Source organism: Spiroplasma floricola 23-6, assembly GCF_002813555.1.
GTDB classification, from domain to species: domain Bacteria; phylum Bacillota_I; class Bacilli_A; order Mycoplasmatales; family Mycoplasmataceae; genus Spiroplasma_A; species Spiroplasma_A floricola.
The window spans coordinates 535,995-553,286 of the sequence record NZ_CP025057.1 but is presented as its reverse complement, the minus strand read 5'-3'; the positions used below and the strand labels follow the sequence as shown (position 1 = coordinate 553,286).

Genomic DNA, 17,292 nt, shown 5'->3' with positions numbered 1-17,292 from the left:
CTTTTTTAACACTAATATTTTTTTATATAAACATTTTTTGAATAAGATACATGAGTAAATTCATATACAAAAGATAAAAATTCTAGAACTTTTAAAACATCATTATAACAATGATCAATAACTTTCTTTATATTTCTATTCATTTGCTTATACTCTTCAAAATCTATTTTTGCATCTTTTGACTTTGAGAAAAATGAATAAGCATTACAACACATTGAGTAAATATCATCTTTTTCATCTTTTAATAAATTTTGATTTATTTCTTCGAATCAATCAAAAAATTTTTTAGTTCCTGTTAAGGCAATCATTTCTTCGTTTTGTTTCCCTTTAGGTAAATTTTCTCTTTTTCAAAATTCTTCTCCTGTTTTAGTAGTATTTGAAAAAGAAAAAGTTTTTTCTAAAATATCATATATATCAAAATAATTTGCATTTAATTCTTTCGATTCCTTATTATAGAAAGCCATTTTCAAAGTTTTTCGTGCAAATAATTTTTTATTTTCATTAATTCATTGATTAATAATTTTTATATCATTGCTTGCTCCTGCACAAACAATTGTTCTAATTTCTTTATTTCTACACATATTTAAAAATGAAATAATCATTTTTAAATATTGATCAAAAAAATCATATGTTTTATCATTAAAGTTTCTTTTTATTGTTATTGATTTTATAGCTTTTTTATTATCTCTATTAGAGATTTCTTTTAATGATTTAGCAAATGAATATTGAATAACATAAACTAAATCCTTATTTGATTCGCTATACAACTGATTATCATTATTTCCATTATCATGAGAATGATTAAAAAATTCTGTATCTAAAACTATTATTGGAAATTGAATGTTCTCAAGAATTTTTTTAGATGCTTCTCTATCAAATCTGAAATTTTGATTTTCATTTAATAAAAAGAATCCTTCATCGATAATTTTTATTGAATTTCTTTTCATAATAATATACCTACTTTAAATAAATAATATCATATTTTTCAGTTCAAAAATTAACCAATATAATATATTATATTTGTATAGGTGAAAATATATGGAAAATTTAAAAGAATATACAGATGAGATTTCTGTAAAATGATTCAAAAAATTTATAATTGAAAAGATAGATAATTTCAAATTAAGTTTTTTAGATGACAATGATCCAGGTTTTGGAAGTTTCTCTCCAGATGTAAATGTTACTTCATATATATTAAATAATATTAAATTAGAGATTGAAGAAATTAAGAAATATGAAGATATTAAAAAATTTATTGAAAAATATAGCTTAAATATCAAAAATGGTGATGATATGAAAAATATTGGAGCAGATGCCCAATTAGAATTATTTGAAATTATTCAAAAAAATCCAAGTAATATTCAAGAAAAAATAACTGAATTAATTATGAAAATGCAACTAAATAATATAATAAAAAATTTAAGTAAATCTTTAAATATAATTGATAGTTTAATGAGTAAACTTGGAGAAGATACCCTATTAGCTGAAATTGAATATGAAGATCTTCAATATATTTTAGAAGCTAATCTAAAAAAAACATTAAAAAAGCTAGAAATCTGAAATATGGAAAATCCAAAACAAAGTGATTTTTACAAAGATGAAATGAAAATTGTGGAAAATGATCCTGATTTTGAAAAGAAAAGAGAAGCTAGCAAAATTATAGAACACTATTTTGAGAATATAATTGGTCAAGAAATTAACGAAAATGAAATTGATGAAATTAGTGTAGAAAAAATTAACGAAAACTCTAAAATAATTATTTTTAATAAAGGAATAATGATTAGCGAAGAATTAAGAGGAAAAATTGAACTTATAGATCAAATTTTTAAAAGCAGCAAAGTATTTAAAAAAAGCAATGTTTAAACATTGCTTTTTTCAACAAATTTATAGTTAATACCATCAATTTGTAATGTATTTTGTTTATCATCAAAAGTTATTTTATCTGTTAAATCTAAAGATAATTTTGCATTTGCTCTAGAAATTAATTTTGAAGTAAACTGAGCTTGTTGTGTCTCAGATAATGAGCCTTGAATTTCATAATATTTTTCATTAGTTTTTTCATCTTTTACCATATTATCACTAACTTTCAAATTCAATTCTATTCCATTGATAATTTTATTTATAAATAAAAATGTTTCTGCTTTATCTAAAGGTGTTGAATTACTTAAAGAAGCTAGTATTTTCCCCTGCTCTTTTCAGCCTTTTTTTATAGTTAATGCAAGTTCTGATTCAATAGTTGTGCTATAGTCATTTTCATTAACTCTTTTTACATTAATTGAATTTAAAAATATATTTTCAACTATAATAGTCATTCCTGTAAAATCATATAAATCCGTTGCAATTACTAAGGGTTTATAAATTTCTGATAAAACATTAATAAAATTTTTTTCTTCATCAGTTGTAACTAGGATTAGATTATTTTCAATCTTATTTGAAGATAAACTTGACTCAAAACCAAAGTGCTCTCATGAGTCATTTATAAATTCTAGGTATTTTAAATTATAAGGTTTTATGATATTTTTACCATTAAAAAATATATTTATTTCATCTGTTTTACCTTTATAACTTTTTGATGCAATTGTTACAATTGCTTCACAAGAAACGCTTAATGCTGATGCAAGAGGAATTATAAATATTGAAGAGAAAATTGAAAGAATTTTTTTCATTATTTGCTCTCTCCCTTCACATCTAATTTATAATTTATATTAATAACTATTTCTTTAATTTCAGCTTTTTCAATTTCAAAAGATTTCAAATTATCAGATTTATAAGTTTTTTTTGAAACAACTTGACTATTATCACTTTCAGGTTTTTCAGTTTCTACTTTCTCTGTAAATTTTAAATTGTTTTGATAATACTTAAATAAATTTTCCACACTTTGTTTTGTCAAAGTTTCTTTTTCTTTATCAATATCTTCAAAATTAATTACTAATCGCTTATTTTTATTTTCATTATTCTTTTCAGGTAAAGTTATAATATTTTCAATTTTAGAATTTTTTGAATTTAAAATTAAGTCAATAATTTCAGTTGTCAATCTTATATCTTTGTCAAAAAAAGTAAAGGAATTCTCAATTTTTTTATTTTCATTTGATATATTAATATAATCTTGTTTTGATCATAGAATTAATTCTTCAGTTTCTAATTCATTATTTTTATTAAAAAAATAAATATTATTTTGATAATTTGCATTTAAAACTAAATTACTAAAATCATAAAATATTTCTTCATTAAAATCTGGGGGAATTAAAAATCATTGAGCTAAATCATCAATTGCATATTGAATAATAATTTTATCTTCATCATTTGTATTGTATTCTTCTCTTGTAAGTTTTTTACCCTTAAACGAGTTATTTTGATTACATACATAATTCTCACAATTCAGTTTTATTTCGTTGTCTTTAAGCTTAAGTTTTTTTATTTTATCAGTTGCATAATTAAAAGTAGAAGGTTTTAATCGCCCAGGATCTGGTTTAGGAATTGCTTTTAAATCAGGTAACATTGAAAAATTTATGCTCTTATCTTCAGCTTTTGTAGAAAATATAATACCAAAAGCTTTATTGTAATTTGTATTATAAAAACTACTTCCTGATATTGGATTTCCACATGAAGTTACAGTTAAAATTGAAGAACTTATTATTGTTATTGAAGATAAAAGATTTAATATTTTTTTCAATGTTTTTCACCATTTAAATTATAGCAAATAAAAAAAAGATTAAAATTTAATCTTTTAGATTTGAGGCTTTTCAGTTTTTGGATTTCCTTCTTCTCAAAAATTAATGGTCAATATATTTTTAACAAATCTAATTGAAATTTCAATATTATTAACTGGCACACTTAAAAAACCATTTGTGTGCCTAACTGTAATATGAACTAATGTTAATGCTATCATTTCAGGTTCAGATCTAATAAATTCAACTGGACTCATATTTTTAATTTCTTCAATAGCAAAGTTTTCATACATTTCATTTTTTAAAGATATAATCCCTTTTTCTCATTCCTGAATTAGTCAATCAATTATTTTATTATCAAATGTTAATTTATCTTCTATATTTGAGTAAATAACCTCTGATCATCATTGTGGAAATTTTTTAATAGCTTCTTCAACAGTTCTTACAATAATAAGTTCTTTAAATTTTTGATTATTATTTGTTTTTCCTTCAATCATACAAAATGATGTACCTTCTAAAAAAGAAACTTTTCCTAAACTTGATTTTTTTAAATTATAAACTTTATTTTCCATTTTGAATTACCTCCACAGTTGAATTACTATTATTATAACATTACTTTTTTTACTGCCATATAGTAACTATTCATGTTTTACAACTTGAGTTTTACTTATTTTATTAGAAGTTTTATTTTTATTTCTATTTTTATAAGCTAAATTATTTATAAAAATTAAAAGTGAATGATGAGCGACAATTCAAATAATAAATATAACACATAATAACAACATATAACCTACAACTGAATTTCCAACAAATAAATTATTAAAATTTAAAAATGGATATGGTCATGCAGGTGCAAAGAAGTAATCTTTTTCATACATAGTTCCTCTCACATAAACATAAATCATATATAAAAATGAATATAAAATAGTTATGTGAAGATCTCATTTTTTTCATAAATCTAAATAATTATACTTTTGCTCACCCATAGTAAATCAATACAATGCAATTAAAGTTAAAGGAGCAATAAAATGAGTAACTATAGTACATGCAATTTGCCCTTTTGTATATCTGCTTAATTCATTGGGATCAATTGAGAAGAAATAAATTATTCCAACTCAAAAAATAATAAATACTATTAAATTTAAATTCATAATAGTCATTCTAAATCTTGTGCTTGTAACACCATAATTTCTTTTATTAAAATTTAATACATAAAAAATTAATCAAACTATTGTCATTATATTCACTTGAACTGAAAAAAAACTCATTAATACATCAAAGTTTGTAAAATATTTTAATGAATATCTATTAGATGATCATTCATCTATATATCAAAACTCTTTAAAAGCACACAAATAAAGACCTCAAATTAAAAAACTTAAAAAAACTACTGCCAAAACAAGATGACTATATCAAAGTCAATTTTTATATCATACTTTATTTTTCATTATTTATCCCTTCAATTATTGTAAAATTTTAAATTCTTTAAAATTAATTATTATTTCTTTGTTTAATTTTAATATATTTATTTCATCTGACATCATACCTTTTAAACCAATAGCAATATTAGTTTTTTTAATTTTTTGCATTTCTGACAAAAATATTTTTAACATTTCTTGATTGTCAATAACTGATTGGCAAACTAAAATTCCTTTAACTTTATTTAATATTTTATATCTTTTCAAAATAAATATTATTTTTTTAATATCTTCTTTATCTTTAAAAATACCATCAATTAATAAAATATCTTTTTTTGTTACTTTTGAAATATATCCAGATTTATACATTTCTAAAAAAGAAGTAATTTCTCCTCCTATTAAATTACCTTTAACTATTTTCTTACCAAAAAATTTAGGATTATTTAATTGGATTTCTTCAATATCATGTTTTATTGATATTTTTTTTATTAAAGAAACATAAGTATCATCTTTAGACTCCAAATTAAAATTACTTATAAAATTTGGTCCATATAAAACTTCATTTGAAGTAAATTTTGAAATAGCATTTAAAAACGGTGTTATAAAAGAATTACCACAAAATATTACTTTTGATTTTTTAATTTTTTTTCAATTAGCTTTTTTAATAAAATTAACCTCATTTGCTTTACAAAAAGTTGGTAAAGCAATAAAAGGTTTTCTATTAATTATTCTTTCAAAATCTTTTTCAATTCATTCTTGCTTATTGTCTGTCATTTTATTTTCTGGAACAATTACTTTAAAACCTTTATTTTTAAAGAATTCTACAGAGTTTTCAAAATAACCTATATCATTTTTTTCAACACTATCAATTATATTAAATGCAGCTATTTTCATAGTTATTTCCTCATCTTTATTATTTTATCACTTTTCATATATAGTTTTTCTTAAAAAATTTTTGGTTATAAAGATAATAATTATTTTTAAAAAAAAATACATTTTATATTAAATATCTTAATTTATAAATTTTTTTGTAAATAAAAAAATTTATAAAGAATAAATTATGGATAATTTATTATCCTAATTCATTATTTATAAATCCATAAATAATTTTATTTTAATACTAAAGCATTCATTGCATTTTTAAGTTTCTTATAATTTTTAGTAACAGATTTACCTAAAATAACATTTGTTGAGGTTTCAATCATAACAATCATTAAATTTTGTAAAGATTCTTCTGTATATTTGTTCTCCTCAAGATTTTCAATTTCACTCAATAATTTTTGAAAATCAGCTAATGTATAATTTTCACCACAAGAAACAGTATTTAGTGATGCTCCTAATGTGCTAGTTGTTAACATTGCACTACCCAAAACAGTTAATAATTTTTTCATATTGTTATTTTCCCTTTTTCTATACAAATTATTATAAGTGTTCATTTTAAGTTTACAATAGTTTTATAAATTTTTTTCAATTCATTCTTTTCCCTTAGCTGTAATTTTTCTTCCCTTAGTTGTTTTTTCTATTAAAAAATTTCTAATTAATAAAGGTTCAATATTTTTTATTATTATTTGTTGTTGAAGACCCAACATTTGTTGAATTGTTTCAATTCCTAAATAGTTGTATTTATTTAATAATTTTAAATAACTAACTTCTTGTGAATTTAAACCTGAATCATAAATTTCTAATTTTTTGAAAATATCTTTTATTAAATTTATATCTATATTTTTATTATCAAGAATTATTATGTAATCATATATTCTTTTCAATAAATTTATAGCTACTCTAGGTGTATTTTGACAAAATTTAGATATATATTTAAATATTTCATCATTTAAATTTATATTTAATTTTTTACTATTTATCTTAAGTATTTGAAAAATTTCAAAATCACTGTAATGTTGAAAATGAAAAGATATTGGAAATCTATTTATGAATGGAGTAGTTAATTTATTTAATTCAGTTGTTGCTCCTATTAAAGTAAAATTAGGAATTTTTATATTTACAACTTTTGAATTATATTCTTTACCAATAATAATATTTAATTTATTGTCTTCTAAAACTGGATATAAAACTTCAAAAACCTCTTTTGAAACAGAATGAATTTCATCTATAAATAAAATTTCATTTTCTTTTAAAGAAGTTAAAGGAGAAATAATATCACTTGGTTTTTGCAAACTTGGACCATTAAGAACATATATTTTCTTTTTCATTATTTTTGATACCAAATAACCCAAACTTGTTTTACCTAAACCAGAAGGACCATGAATTAAAATATGATCTAAACTTTTATCTCTTTTATTTGCAGATTGAACAAAAACATTTAAATTAGAAACTACATTTTTTTGTCCTATAAATTCTTCTAAACAATTTGGTCTAAAAATATTAGTTTCCATAACTGTTTAAATTTAAAATAGCACTCTTTAAAATGTTTTCTTCAGTTAAATTAAAATCAATTTGTTGAATTGATTTATAAATATCTGAAATTTTATAACCTAATTTGCTTAAAGAATTTATAACTCTCATTTGTTTTACATTATATTTCTCATTAAATATCTTGTTTCTAATCTCTTGTACAATTTTTTTACAAATTGTTTCTGATAGTTTAGTTTTTAAAATAATTTCATCAATATGTTGCTCTTCACATAGTTTTATAAAATGCTCATATTTCATTTTTAAAAATATTTTTTTGATAGTTGTTATTCCTACATTTTTAATATTTAAAAGAATTTCACAAAGATCTCTAGATTCTTTTTTATTAAAAAATAAAAGTTCATTAATAAACTCATTTTTATAATTTACTACATATAAATTTATCTCTTGTTCTTTTTCTACAAAGTCATTAAAAAGTTTAAAGCCTTTATAGCCAATATTGGCTGATTCAATAATTATTAAATCTGTTGAAATATCTTTTATTGTACATTTCAAATAATACATATTAATCCCCCTTTAAAAAATCGACTAAAATATAAAAAAAATGAAATTTTTTTAAAATTTCATTTTCTATTAGATACTAGCTTTTTTAGTTCTTCTTTTTTTAGATGAATTTGACATTTGTAATTTTTCAATATTGGCTCTAAAAAATGCTTCTCTTTCATTTCTTAGTTCATTTGCTCTTTTTTTATCGATTGGTTTTTTTTCAATTGAAAGTCTTTTTCTTATTTCTTCAGCTTCATTACTTTTACCAAAATTTAGTGCTAAATTAATTCTTTCTTTTTCTTCAATTGATTTTCTAACTCCCTCAGGTAAATCATTTAGATAATTTTGACCTTTTGAATTTTTATAAGAAGCTACTTTATTAGCTTGTTTTAGTAATTCAACTTTTGAAGTAAATTCTGGAATTATAATTTTTTTCTTATCAAATTTATTAAGATTTGGATTTTTTTTGCTTACAGCATCTGGTCTTAAAACTTTAACCTCATTTGATTGTGAATTTTTTATTGCCATAGTTATCTCCTTGTTTAATAATTAAATATATTAATATTATATCTTATTTGTTAAGAAGAAACTTAAATAAGAAAAAAAAAAAAAAATGGATCTTATCCAAATTTTTTATTTTGCTTTTGTTTATAAATACGTTTTTCCTTTTTACTTAAATGATATTCACGTTTTCTTGCTTCAGATTTATTTGAAGCAGCTACTTTTTGAAAACGTTTTAGTGTTTTTTCAATTGGTTCACCTTCGCGTACAACAACACTTGCCATTTTTTCAACTCCTAGTCAAAATTTATTATAGATTGTTAATTTAATTATGTCTATATTTTTTAAGAAAAAAATGAAAAAAATAAAAAAAAATAAGATAATTATAAAAGAAATGGACACTAAAATATGAAAAGACAAGTAAATTTAATAATCACAGGTGGAATAGCTGCAAGCAAATCATTGAAAGTTTATAACTTATTAAAAGAAAGATATGAAGTTAAAATAATTGCTACAAAAAATGCTAAGAAATTTGTTAATTTAAACAATATTGATCATTTAGAAGATATTTTTGACAGGGATTTCTATGATAATCATCACTATGGAGATCACATAAAGATTGCCTTTGAAAGTTCCTTAAATATAGTATATCCTGCAAGTTATAATTATATAGGAAAAATATCTAGTGGAATAGCAGATGATATTGCAAGTTTAATATTTGCTGTTTCAAACTATAATACTATTTTATTTCCAAGTATGAATTCAAATATGTATTTAAACCCTATAAATCAAAGAAACAAAGAAATATTGATTTCAACCAATAAAGTTGAATGAATTGAGCCCAAATATGGTAAATTAGCAAGTGGTCATGAAGGAATTGGAAGAGCTTTAGAACCTATTGAAGTTGTAGAAGTTATAGATAATTATTTAAATAGATTCGATAAATTAAAAGAAAAATCAATTTTGCTTAATTTTGGAAAAACTAGAAGCTATATTGATAAAGTTAGATACATTACAAACGCAAGTAGTGGCAAAATGGGCAGTGAATTAAGAAATATCTTAAAAAATAACTCAAAATATCTTAAAACAGTGTTTGGTGATACTTTAATAGCAAACAATATTGATAAAGATAATATTTATGTAAAAACAAACAATGAAATGCTTGAGGAAATGTTAAAAGATTATAAAAAATATGATGTAGTTATTTGTAGTGCTGCTTTATATGACTTTGAAGTTGAAAATTATATTGACAAAAAAATAGAAAAAAGATCAATAAAAGATGAAGATCTGAAAATTTCTTTATCCCCTTCTGTTGATGTTTTAAAAGAACTTGGCAAACAAAAAACTCATCAATTTTTAGTAGGTTTTTCTCTTGCAAATGATTTTAACTTAGAAAAAGCATGAAATAAATTAAATGAAAAGAATTTAGATATGCTAATTGTTAATTTAGCAAATGCAATGGAATCTGAATTTAATGAAATTAAAATATTATTGGCTAAATCAAAAAAAGTTATTGAATTTGAACAATTAAAAAAAGATAAAGTTGCTTTTAATATTTTAAAAACTATAAATGACAACATTTAAAATGAGATACTTTGTAGAATGAAGTATCTCATTTTTTATATTAATTTTAAAATTTTGATTCTTTGTTATCTTCTTCAATTAAATCTTTTTCTTGTAATAATTTTTTTTTGTTTTTTAAAATAAGTTATATATTTATATAAAATAAAACCCATTGGAATTGCTCAAATCATTGCTAAAAACCCAGGAATTGAAAATCAAATAACTTTTTTAGTGAATTTGTCTTTTTCATAACTTTTCATCATAAAAAATGATGCTATAGAACAAAAAATAAATCCAATGGAAAAATAGAAAATAACAAATCCTATAATACTTTCTAAATAAATAGATGAAAAAACTGTAATTAGATCATAATTTTTATTAAATAATGGTACTAAAAATAGACCCAAAACACTCATAATAAAAAAACTTGCAAATATTGCATAAATTATAAATAGAAATTTTGTTAAGTTTTTTTTATTCATGACAAAGTTTATCCCTTCAAAATAATTTTACACTTAAAAATAACATTAACAAAAAATTGTATTTTCTTTATTTTAAAATTATAAAAAATATGAGTTAAATACTTTTATTAATCTCTTTCTTTGTCTTTCTATTTTCATATATTTTGTCGAATAATAATACTACCTCTTCATTTTCTGGTTTAATTGAAAGTTTTAGTCCTTTTTCTTGTTTTTCAATTTTATTAACATAATTAAATAAACTTTTGAAATCAGGTACATTTTTAAATACTACTTCTAATTGATTTTCTTTTAAAGAGTACTGTTTAATATTTTTAAATCCTCCCAAATCTTCAATAAATAATTGTAAAGAGTCTCTTAATTTTCTTGCATTTATATTAATTAAATTTTCTTTTTTATTAAAAAATTTAAATCAGAAAAATGCTATTGCAAAGATTGTAATTGATGAACAAATACCAATTAATGGAATAATTCATATTCTTGTATTTACGCCATTTACAGTTGGAACAATTCCACTTAGTGTAAAATCAAATAAACCTGTTGAAAAAGAAGTTCCAACTTTAACTTTAAATAAAGAGGTAATTGCAGCTATCAGACCATTAAAAGGACAGTATATTGAAAAATAGAATAATGGCATAGTGAAACAAAATAAGTACTCTACAGGCTCTGTCACACCCACAAGCATTGCAGTTAATGCAGCTGTGATATAAATACCCACTTTAGCTCTTTTTTCTCCTTTTGGAGTCATTAAAAACATTAAACAACTCAATGTTGGGAGAACAAAAATTGAATTAACATATCCCCCAGATATAAACCTACTTATTCTTAATCCAGAATTTCAACAATCATCAACTGTTATATATTTATTTGTTGAAACTATATTTCAAATAATTTGATCTCCACTTGGATTAGTAGCAAAAATACTATTTGTATTTTCAAATCATTCATTCATAGATTTAAATAATCAATCATAGCTTATATATTCATTTAAGTATTTAGAAAAAATCTCAATAATTTCTTGTTGACTGTGGCCTTTTTCTGGAATTGAAGCTAATAAATTAATTGTTTGCAGATTTTCTTGAGATGTTACTCTATATAAATATTGAATTAATAAATCTTGTTGATATTCATTTAAACTACCTCCTATTTGGGTATATCACATTGGTGATTGTCACAATAAACTAGATCCAAAAGGAATTAACATTCTTTGAACTGTTCTAAAAATAAATGAGTCTAGTCCAATTGGAGATTTAGCAACTCCACTTCCTATTGCAGTTAATATAAAACCAAATACAGGTCATATAATTATAAAAAGCGATGCAAAAATTAAAGAGAAAATAACAGATAAAATAATAACTAATTTCTCTCTTGCAAAAAATTCCAATCCTTTAGGAAGTTGAGTATCTTTAAATTTATTGTAAATATAAGTTACATAAATTCCTATTAGAATTCCCCCAATAACTCCCGAGTTAAACGTTTCTATTCCACCAAAAAATAATTTTGATAAATATGCATTTACTGAAAGATTATGTCAAAATCAAATATTAAAAAAAGTATTTTCATTATTTTTATTTATTGAAGCTGCAATAAAAACATTTACTACAAGATAAGATAAAACTCCTGTAAAGACTGCTGCTCCCTTATTTGAAGTAAAACCAATTATTATTGCAAGTGTAAATCAAATACCAATATTTGAAAATAAAATACTTCCTATTTCTTTTAAAAAACTTACATTTGCAGCATTTCCTATAGATAAAATAATTCCAAAGATAGGCATTAAAATAATTACAAAACCAAAGCTTGCTCCAACTTTTTTAAGAAAGCTCTTCATTCTATTTTTTGTATATCATGATATATCAAAACCATTGAAAAGTTGTTGACCTGCTTGCATTATTTATCATACCTCATAACGTTATTTTAGCATAAAAAAAATGGCTTTATTTGTTAACTAATAACGCCATTTGTTTTATTAATTCAAAATCTCTTATATTCTATTTTATCATTTTCTCTCAAATCTTCTAAAACTCCACCGTTTTTGAGAATAACTTTTTCAGAAATTGTATTATCTTTTTTGCAAGTAACTAATACTTCAAATATATTATTTTTTCAACATTCTTTTAATGCTTGATTAAGAATTTCTGTTGCATAGCCTTTTTGCCTATGGCTAGGAACTACAGAATAACCTATATGCCCTCCAAAATTTAGTAAATAATTATTTAAAGATAATCTTATATTTACAAATCCTATTAATTCATTAGTTTCATTAATAACTAAATATTGATTAAAAGGAACCAAATTTACATCGAGATTTTTTTTATTAATAAAATCTAATCACTTTTGAATTGAATCGAAACTAGTAATATTTGAGCTACCATTAATGTCGTTTTTTATATTATCAACTTCAAAAAATTCATTAATTGCATTTATTAATTTTTGTTCATACTCAATTTTAGGTTCAACTAATTTTATTTTCATTTTATTTTCCCTTTAATAAATCAACTTTTATTCTTTTATGAGCTATGTTTTGTAACTAATCTATATTTTTTTAAATTTATTTTTGAAGAAATATGATTATTATTTTTCTTTTTAGTTTCAAGTTCTTTTAACTCTTCTTTTGAAATTATATTAAGAGATCTTTTTCTTTCCAAATAACCTATTCTTTTTTCATCTTCTTCAAATTTATTTTGTTTTTTAACTTCTATTGATATATCATTTTTATTTTGAAATGAGATTTTTTCTTCATTGTTTTCTTTTAAACTTTGCAGTTCTTCAAATAATACTTTACGCACATTTGCTTTTTCAAGTGATATCAATTCATTGTTTGAATCTATTTCAGGATTACTATTAGATTTTTCCTTTATAGTTTTTACAGCATTAAAAGCCTTTTTCTTTGAATTTAATACTTGATTAATAGACTCAGCTTTTCATTTTTTTTCAAGAATTTGATGAGTAGTATCAAATTTTCTTTTTTCTTTTTTTAATGTTTCTTCAAAATTTTCATTTAATTTTTTCTTTTTATTTTCTCATTCTCTAAGTTCAATAATTTTCTTTTCTTCTTTTAATTTGATTAGCTCTTTTTCAAGTTGTTCTTTTTCTTTTAAAATTCTTTCAATTTCTTTATCTTTTGCTCTATTTTTCTTTTTAATTTTCTTTATTATTTTTTCAGCATTTATTTCTTTTAATATTTTTTTATCTTGTTTTGATTCTTGTTTTGATTCTTGTTTTGATTCTTGTTTAGTTGAAACTAATTCATTATATTTATGTTGATTTGTTTGTTTTTTTATTGAATCAATATCAGAAAGTTTGATTTCCTTTTCTTCTTCATTGTAATCATCAAAGTCATAATCATAATATTCATCATATTCATAATTATCATCTTCTTCAAATCCAGGCACATCAAAAAATGTTTCTAAATCTATTTCCAATGTTTGTGTGATATCCTCTTCATTAAAAAAACTATCCTTGCTTAATTTATTTTCAAAGTTTTCTTGTTGATTTTTTGAGTTTATAATTTTACTATCAATAACTTCATTTGGTATTTTGTCAACTGTTTTGTAAGTTTCAATAGCTTCAGATATTTCTTTTAATCTACCATTTGCAAATTTAATAATATTAAGCTTTATTTCTTGAGTAATTTCATCATCATCAAGTTTTGCTCTTTGATACTGTTTTTGAGCAGTTTTTATTTTCTCTTGTTCTTCTAAAACTGCCATCTCTATTCTTCGTTTTTTATTTGCTAATTCTTCTAATTTAGCATTTCTACTTTTTTCATTTTCATTTTTAATAAACATTGCCTCTTTATAACTCTTTAAATATCCAGAATGATTATTAACATCTTGATCATTATTTTGAATATTTACTCTTTCATTTTCATTATCTTTTTTAGCAAAAATCTGTTGTATTCTCAAAAGATTTGTCTGACGATTTTTGATATTTATTTCTTGTTTAAAATTTAAGCCATAATTTGCATCTTTACTTTTGTTATATTCTTGTTCAAGCAAAAAATTTTCTATTTCTAAAAGTCTTGCTATATATTTTCCTATATTTTGCTTTATTTCATCACTTATTGAGGAAAATTCAGCAGTAATCAAACTAATTGTTGAAGGATTTAAATTTAAATTTATTAAATCATCAATTCTTTTTCTAATTGATGGTGATAAATTATAATTTTCAATTTCAAAACCATGTTTTACCATTATAAACCTCCCCAAGATACAAAATAACAACTATATTATATCAAAAAAAGGTTGCTTTATAAACAACCTTATCTAATCATCAATTTAATTTTATACTCATTGATAATTTATTTTTTAATAATAGTTCCAGATTTTCCTTCAATTACACTTTTTGTTTCTGTAAGTGAACCAATCAAAGCTTGATTGCCACTATTTTTTACAAATTCCATTGCTGCTTGAACTTTTGGTAGCATACTTCCTGGTGCAAAATGATGCTCACCAATATATTTTTCCAATTCTTTTAGAGTAACAGAATCAAGAGAAGTCTGATTTTCTTTACCATAATTTATAAGAACTTTATTGACTGCTGTAAGAATGATTAATTTATCTGCTTGTATTATTTCAGCTATTTTAGCAGCTGCAAAATCCTTGTCAATTACAGAAGCAACTCCTTGTAATTGATTATTTTCTTCAATTACAGGAATTCCTCCTCCTCCCCCTGATATGACACAAACGTTTTTTTCTAGAAGATATTTAATTACATCTTTTTCAACTATATCAACTGGTTTAGGTGAAGCCACAACTCTTCTATATCCTCTACCTGCATCTTCTATCATATCTCAGTTATTTTTTTCTTTAAGTTCTAAAGCAACTTGCTTTTCATAGAAATCACCAATTGGTTTTGTTGGATTTTTAAAAGCACTATCTTCTTTACTAACTTTGGTTTGAGTAACTAAAGTTATAACGTTATTGGAGTTCATTTTTCTTTTTTCAAACTCATTTTTAATAGCATTTTGCAAATGATAGCCAATATATCCTTGACTCATACTTCCACATTCTGGAAAATCCACAAGTGGAGATTTTTTATCATAAGTATTTGCAATATTGAATGCTTGATTTATCATTCCAACTTGAGGTCCATTACCATGAACAATAACTAATTTATGTCCAGCACTAATTAAATCTACCAAATTCTTAGCTGTCTCTTTTACTATTTCTTTTTGCTCATTTGGTGTATTTCCTAAAGCATTTCCTCCAAGAGCAACAACAATTTTTAACATAATTTTATATCTCCATTTCTAAAATATACTTGATGGCATAAATGATCCAATAATTAATAATAAGCAACAAACTAATGTAATTCCTAAAATGAATTTTCATGCTTCTTTTAAGAAAGATCCATAATCCATTTTGGCAATTCCTAAAGCTCCCATAACAACTCCACTAGTTGGAGTAAATAGGTTTATAATTCCACTTGCAAAACTAAATGCAAGAACACTTCCTGAACCTGCTCCAATTGTTACTGCCAATGGTCCTCAAATTGGAAATATAGCAGCTGCAAATCCACTTGTAGAAGGAATTACAAATGATAAAGGTAGGAATAAGATAAATGAGATTAATATGAATAAAGTTTTATTCATATCTTTCATTACACTTGAAAGTCCATTTACAAATAGAAGTTGAATACCTGATTTTTCCATTACAACACCAACACCAGCTGCTGTTGCAATTACAAGACAAACTCCTAACATATCTTTTGTACCTACGATCATTTGCTCAACATAGTTTTTTTCACCTTTTCAATTAATAGCTCCCATTATTAAAGAACTTACAAAGAAAAATAAAGCAACTTCTGGTAAGTATCCCTTTCCAAAACCTGGAACAAGAGCAGTAAGATAGGGAATATTTTTATTCATTCATTTACCAGCTGATTCAAATTTATTTCCCCCTAAAATTGAATCTCATGCAACTAAGTATATGACCATAATTACAAAAGTTATTAAAAATACAATTAAAGTTGCAACTCTTCTTTTGTTAAATTTAATCTCTTCAACACTTTCTCCTAAAAAGAATACTTTATCTTCTTCTAAAGTTGAAAATGTAACTGATTTATTGGGATTTTTTTTAGTTCTAATTGCATATCACATTACATATAAAATCGCAAATGTGCTAATAAACATTCAACTTATTCATCTTCAAGCCATACCTTCTCCACTTGAGATTTTACCCCCAGCTGCATCAGTTGCAGCTGCAATAACAAATGGATTAACAGTTGAAGCTAAAACACCAGCTCCAGCACCAAACAATACTATTAATAAACCTGTAAACTTATCATATCCAGATGACAATACTAAAGGAATTATAATTAAATAAAATCCAAGTGACTCCTCTGCCATTCCATATGTTGAACCACAAAAACTAAAGAATAGCATTAATATTGGAATCAATCAAATAGCTTTATTACCTAATTTTTTAGACACTGATTGTGTAAAAGCTTCTAGAGCTTTGGTTTCTAAAACTACATTTATAAATCCTCCTAAAACTAATATAAAAATTATTATTTCAGCTTTAGAAAGAAATCCTTGAATGATTGAATAAAATATATCTAATATACCTAACGCTTGTACAGTATGAGTTTCTTTATTAGCTTCATAAGTTACACCACTTCATTGCAATATTCAAGATAGAAGAACAAAGAATGTAATTATAAAGAAAAGAATTGTAAAAGCTGTTGGCATTTGAAATTTCTTTTTATCTTTTATTTTTTTCATAATACTCCTTTCACAAATTTA

General features: G+C 22.8%; 19 protein-coding genes. 2 read left to right on the top strand and 17 right to left on the bottom strand.

Annotation, left to right across the window (positions count from 1 at the left end; translation table 4 throughout):
- Positions 1-11: 11 nt before the first annotated feature.
- On the bottom strand, positions 12-947 hold the full coding sequence (locus tag SFLOR_RS02560; RefSeq protein ID WP_100916533.1) for a hypothetical protein: 936 nt from the start codon (positions 945-947) through the stop codon (positions 12-14).
- A gap of 91 nt (positions 948-1,038) precedes the next feature.
- Here SFLOR_RS02560 and SFLOR_RS02555 point away from each other — a divergent pair, with 91 nt between their 5' ends.
- On the top strand, positions 1,039-1,863 hold the full coding sequence (locus tag SFLOR_RS02555) for a hypothetical protein (RefSeq protein WP_100916532.1): 825 nt from the start codon (positions 1,039-1,041) through the stop codon (positions 1,861-1,863).
- Here SFLOR_RS02555 and SFLOR_RS02550 read toward each other — a convergent pair.
- The 10 genes from SFLOR_RS02550 to rpsU all read right to left on the bottom strand — a co-directional run bounded on the left by SFLOR_RS02550 (position 1,860) and on the right by rpsU (position 8,787).
- Positions 1,860-2,666: a hypothetical protein gene (locus tag SFLOR_RS02550; protein WP_100916531.1), complete on the bottom strand. Its 807-nt coding sequence runs from the start codon at positions 2,664-2,666 to the stop codon at positions 1,860-1,862. The two genes, SFLOR_RS02555 and SFLOR_RS02550, sit on opposite strands and share 4 nt — an antisense overlap.
- Positions 2,666-3,673, bottom strand: a complete 1,008-nt coding sequence (locus SFLOR_RS02545) for a hypothetical protein (RefSeq protein WP_100916530.1) — start codon at positions 3,671-3,673, stop codon at positions 2,666-2,668. The genes SFLOR_RS02550 and SFLOR_RS02545 overlap by 1 nt, the downstream gene beginning before the upstream one ends.
- A 54-nt stretch (positions 3,674-3,727) precedes the next feature.
- Complete coding sequence (locus tag SFLOR_RS02540) at positions 3,728-4,240, bottom strand: hypothetical protein (protein ID WP_100916529.1); 513 nt, start codon at positions 4,238-4,240, stop codon at positions 3,728-3,730.
- Positions 4,241-4,306: 66 nt separating this feature from the next.
- A complete protein-coding gene (locus tag SFLOR_RS02535) occupies positions 4,307-5,116 on the bottom strand; it encodes a hypothetical protein (protein WP_169919184.1) in 810 nt (269 codons plus the stop codon).
- A 15-nt stretch (positions 5,117-5,131) separates the two neighbouring features.
- Positions 5,132-5,980, bottom strand: coding sequence for a S66 peptidase family protein (locus SFLOR_RS02530; RefSeq protein ID WP_100916528.1), 849 nt, complete (start codon positions 5,978-5,980; stop codon positions 5,132-5,134).
- A 215-nt stretch (positions 5,981-6,195) separates the two neighbouring features.
- Positions 6,196-6,477 carry a hypothetical protein gene (locus tag SFLOR_RS02525; RefSeq protein WP_100916527.1) on the bottom strand — a complete coding sequence of 94 codons (282 nt, stop codon included), beginning with the start codon at positions 6,475-6,477 and terminating at the stop codon, positions 6,196-6,198.
- 63 nt (positions 6,478-6,540) lie between these two features.
- Positions 6,541-7,479: a Holliday junction branch migration DNA helicase RuvB gene (gene ruvB / locus SFLOR_RS02520; RefSeq protein ID WP_211282860.1), complete on the bottom strand. Its 939-nt coding sequence runs from the start codon at positions 7,477-7,479 to the stop codon at positions 6,541-6,543.
- Complete coding sequence (locus tag SFLOR_RS02515; protein ID WP_100916526.1) at positions 7,469-8,020, bottom strand: Holliday junction ATP-dependent DNA helicase RuvA; 552 nt, start codon at positions 8,018-8,020, stop codon at positions 7,469-7,471. Before SFLOR_RS02515 ends, ruvB begins: the two co-directional genes overlap by 11 nt.
- A 69-nt stretch (positions 8,021-8,089) precedes the next feature.
- A complete protein-coding gene (locus tag SFLOR_RS02510; RefSeq protein WP_100916525.1) occupies positions 8,090-8,530 on the bottom strand; it encodes a hypothetical protein in 441 nt (146 codons plus the stop codon).
- 92 nt (positions 8,531-8,622) lie between these two features.
- The gene (rpsU, locus tag SFLOR_RS02505; protein ID WP_100916524.1) at positions 8,623-8,787 is read right to left on the bottom strand and encodes a 30S ribosomal protein S21; all 165 of its coding nucleotides are present in this window, start codon (positions 8,785-8,787) and stop codon (positions 8,623-8,625) included.
- Between the two features lie 123 nt (positions 8,788-8,910).
- Between rpsU and coaBC the strand changes: the two genes are divergently transcribed.
- Positions 8,911-10,086, top strand: a complete 1,176-nt coding sequence (gene coaBC / locus SFLOR_RS02500) for a bifunctional phosphopantothenoylcysteine decarboxylase/phosphopantothenate--cysteine ligase CoaBC (protein ID WP_100916523.1) — start codon at positions 8,911-8,913, stop codon at positions 10,084-10,086.
- Positions 10,087-10,151: 65 nt separating this feature from the next.
- On the opposite strand, the gene SFLOR_RS02495 is transcribed toward coaBC, so the two are convergent.
- From SFLOR_RS02495 to SFLOR_RS02470, 6 genes are all read right to left on the bottom strand, one after another.
- On the bottom strand, positions 10,152-10,547 hold the full coding sequence (locus tag SFLOR_RS02495; RefSeq protein ID WP_100916522.1) for a hypothetical protein: 396 nt from the start codon (positions 10,545-10,547) through the stop codon (positions 10,152-10,154).
- Positions 10,548-10,641: 94 nt separating this feature from the next.
- Positions 10,642-12,435, bottom strand: coding sequence for a PTS transporter subunit EIIC (locus tag SFLOR_RS02490; RefSeq protein ID WP_100916521.1), 1,794 nt, complete (start codon positions 12,433-12,435; stop codon positions 10,642-10,644).
- A gap of 53 nt (positions 12,436-12,488) precedes the next feature.
- Positions 12,489-13,019 (bottom strand): GNAT family N-acetyltransferase, encoded by a 531-nt coding sequence (locus SFLOR_RS02485; RefSeq protein ID WP_100916520.1) that lies wholly within the window; start codon positions 13,017-13,019, stop codon positions 12,489-12,491.
- 35 nt (positions 13,020-13,054) lie between these two features.
- Complete coding sequence (locus SFLOR_RS02480; protein WP_100916519.1) at positions 13,055-14,740, bottom strand: hypothetical protein; 1,686 nt, start codon at positions 14,738-14,740, stop codon at positions 13,055-13,057.
- Between the two features lie 107 nt (positions 14,741-14,847).
- Positions 14,848-15,780: a carbamate kinase gene (arcC, locus tag SFLOR_RS02475; protein ID WP_100916518.1), complete on the bottom strand. Its 933-nt coding sequence runs from the start codon at positions 15,778-15,780 to the stop codon at positions 14,848-14,850.
- Positions 15,781-15,798: 18 nt separating this feature from the next.
- Positions 15,799-17,271, bottom strand: coding sequence for a YfcC family protein (locus SFLOR_RS02470; RefSeq protein WP_211282859.1), 1,473 nt, complete (start codon positions 17,269-17,271; stop codon positions 15,799-15,801).
- Between the last annotated feature and the right edge of the window lie 21 nt (positions 17,272-17,292).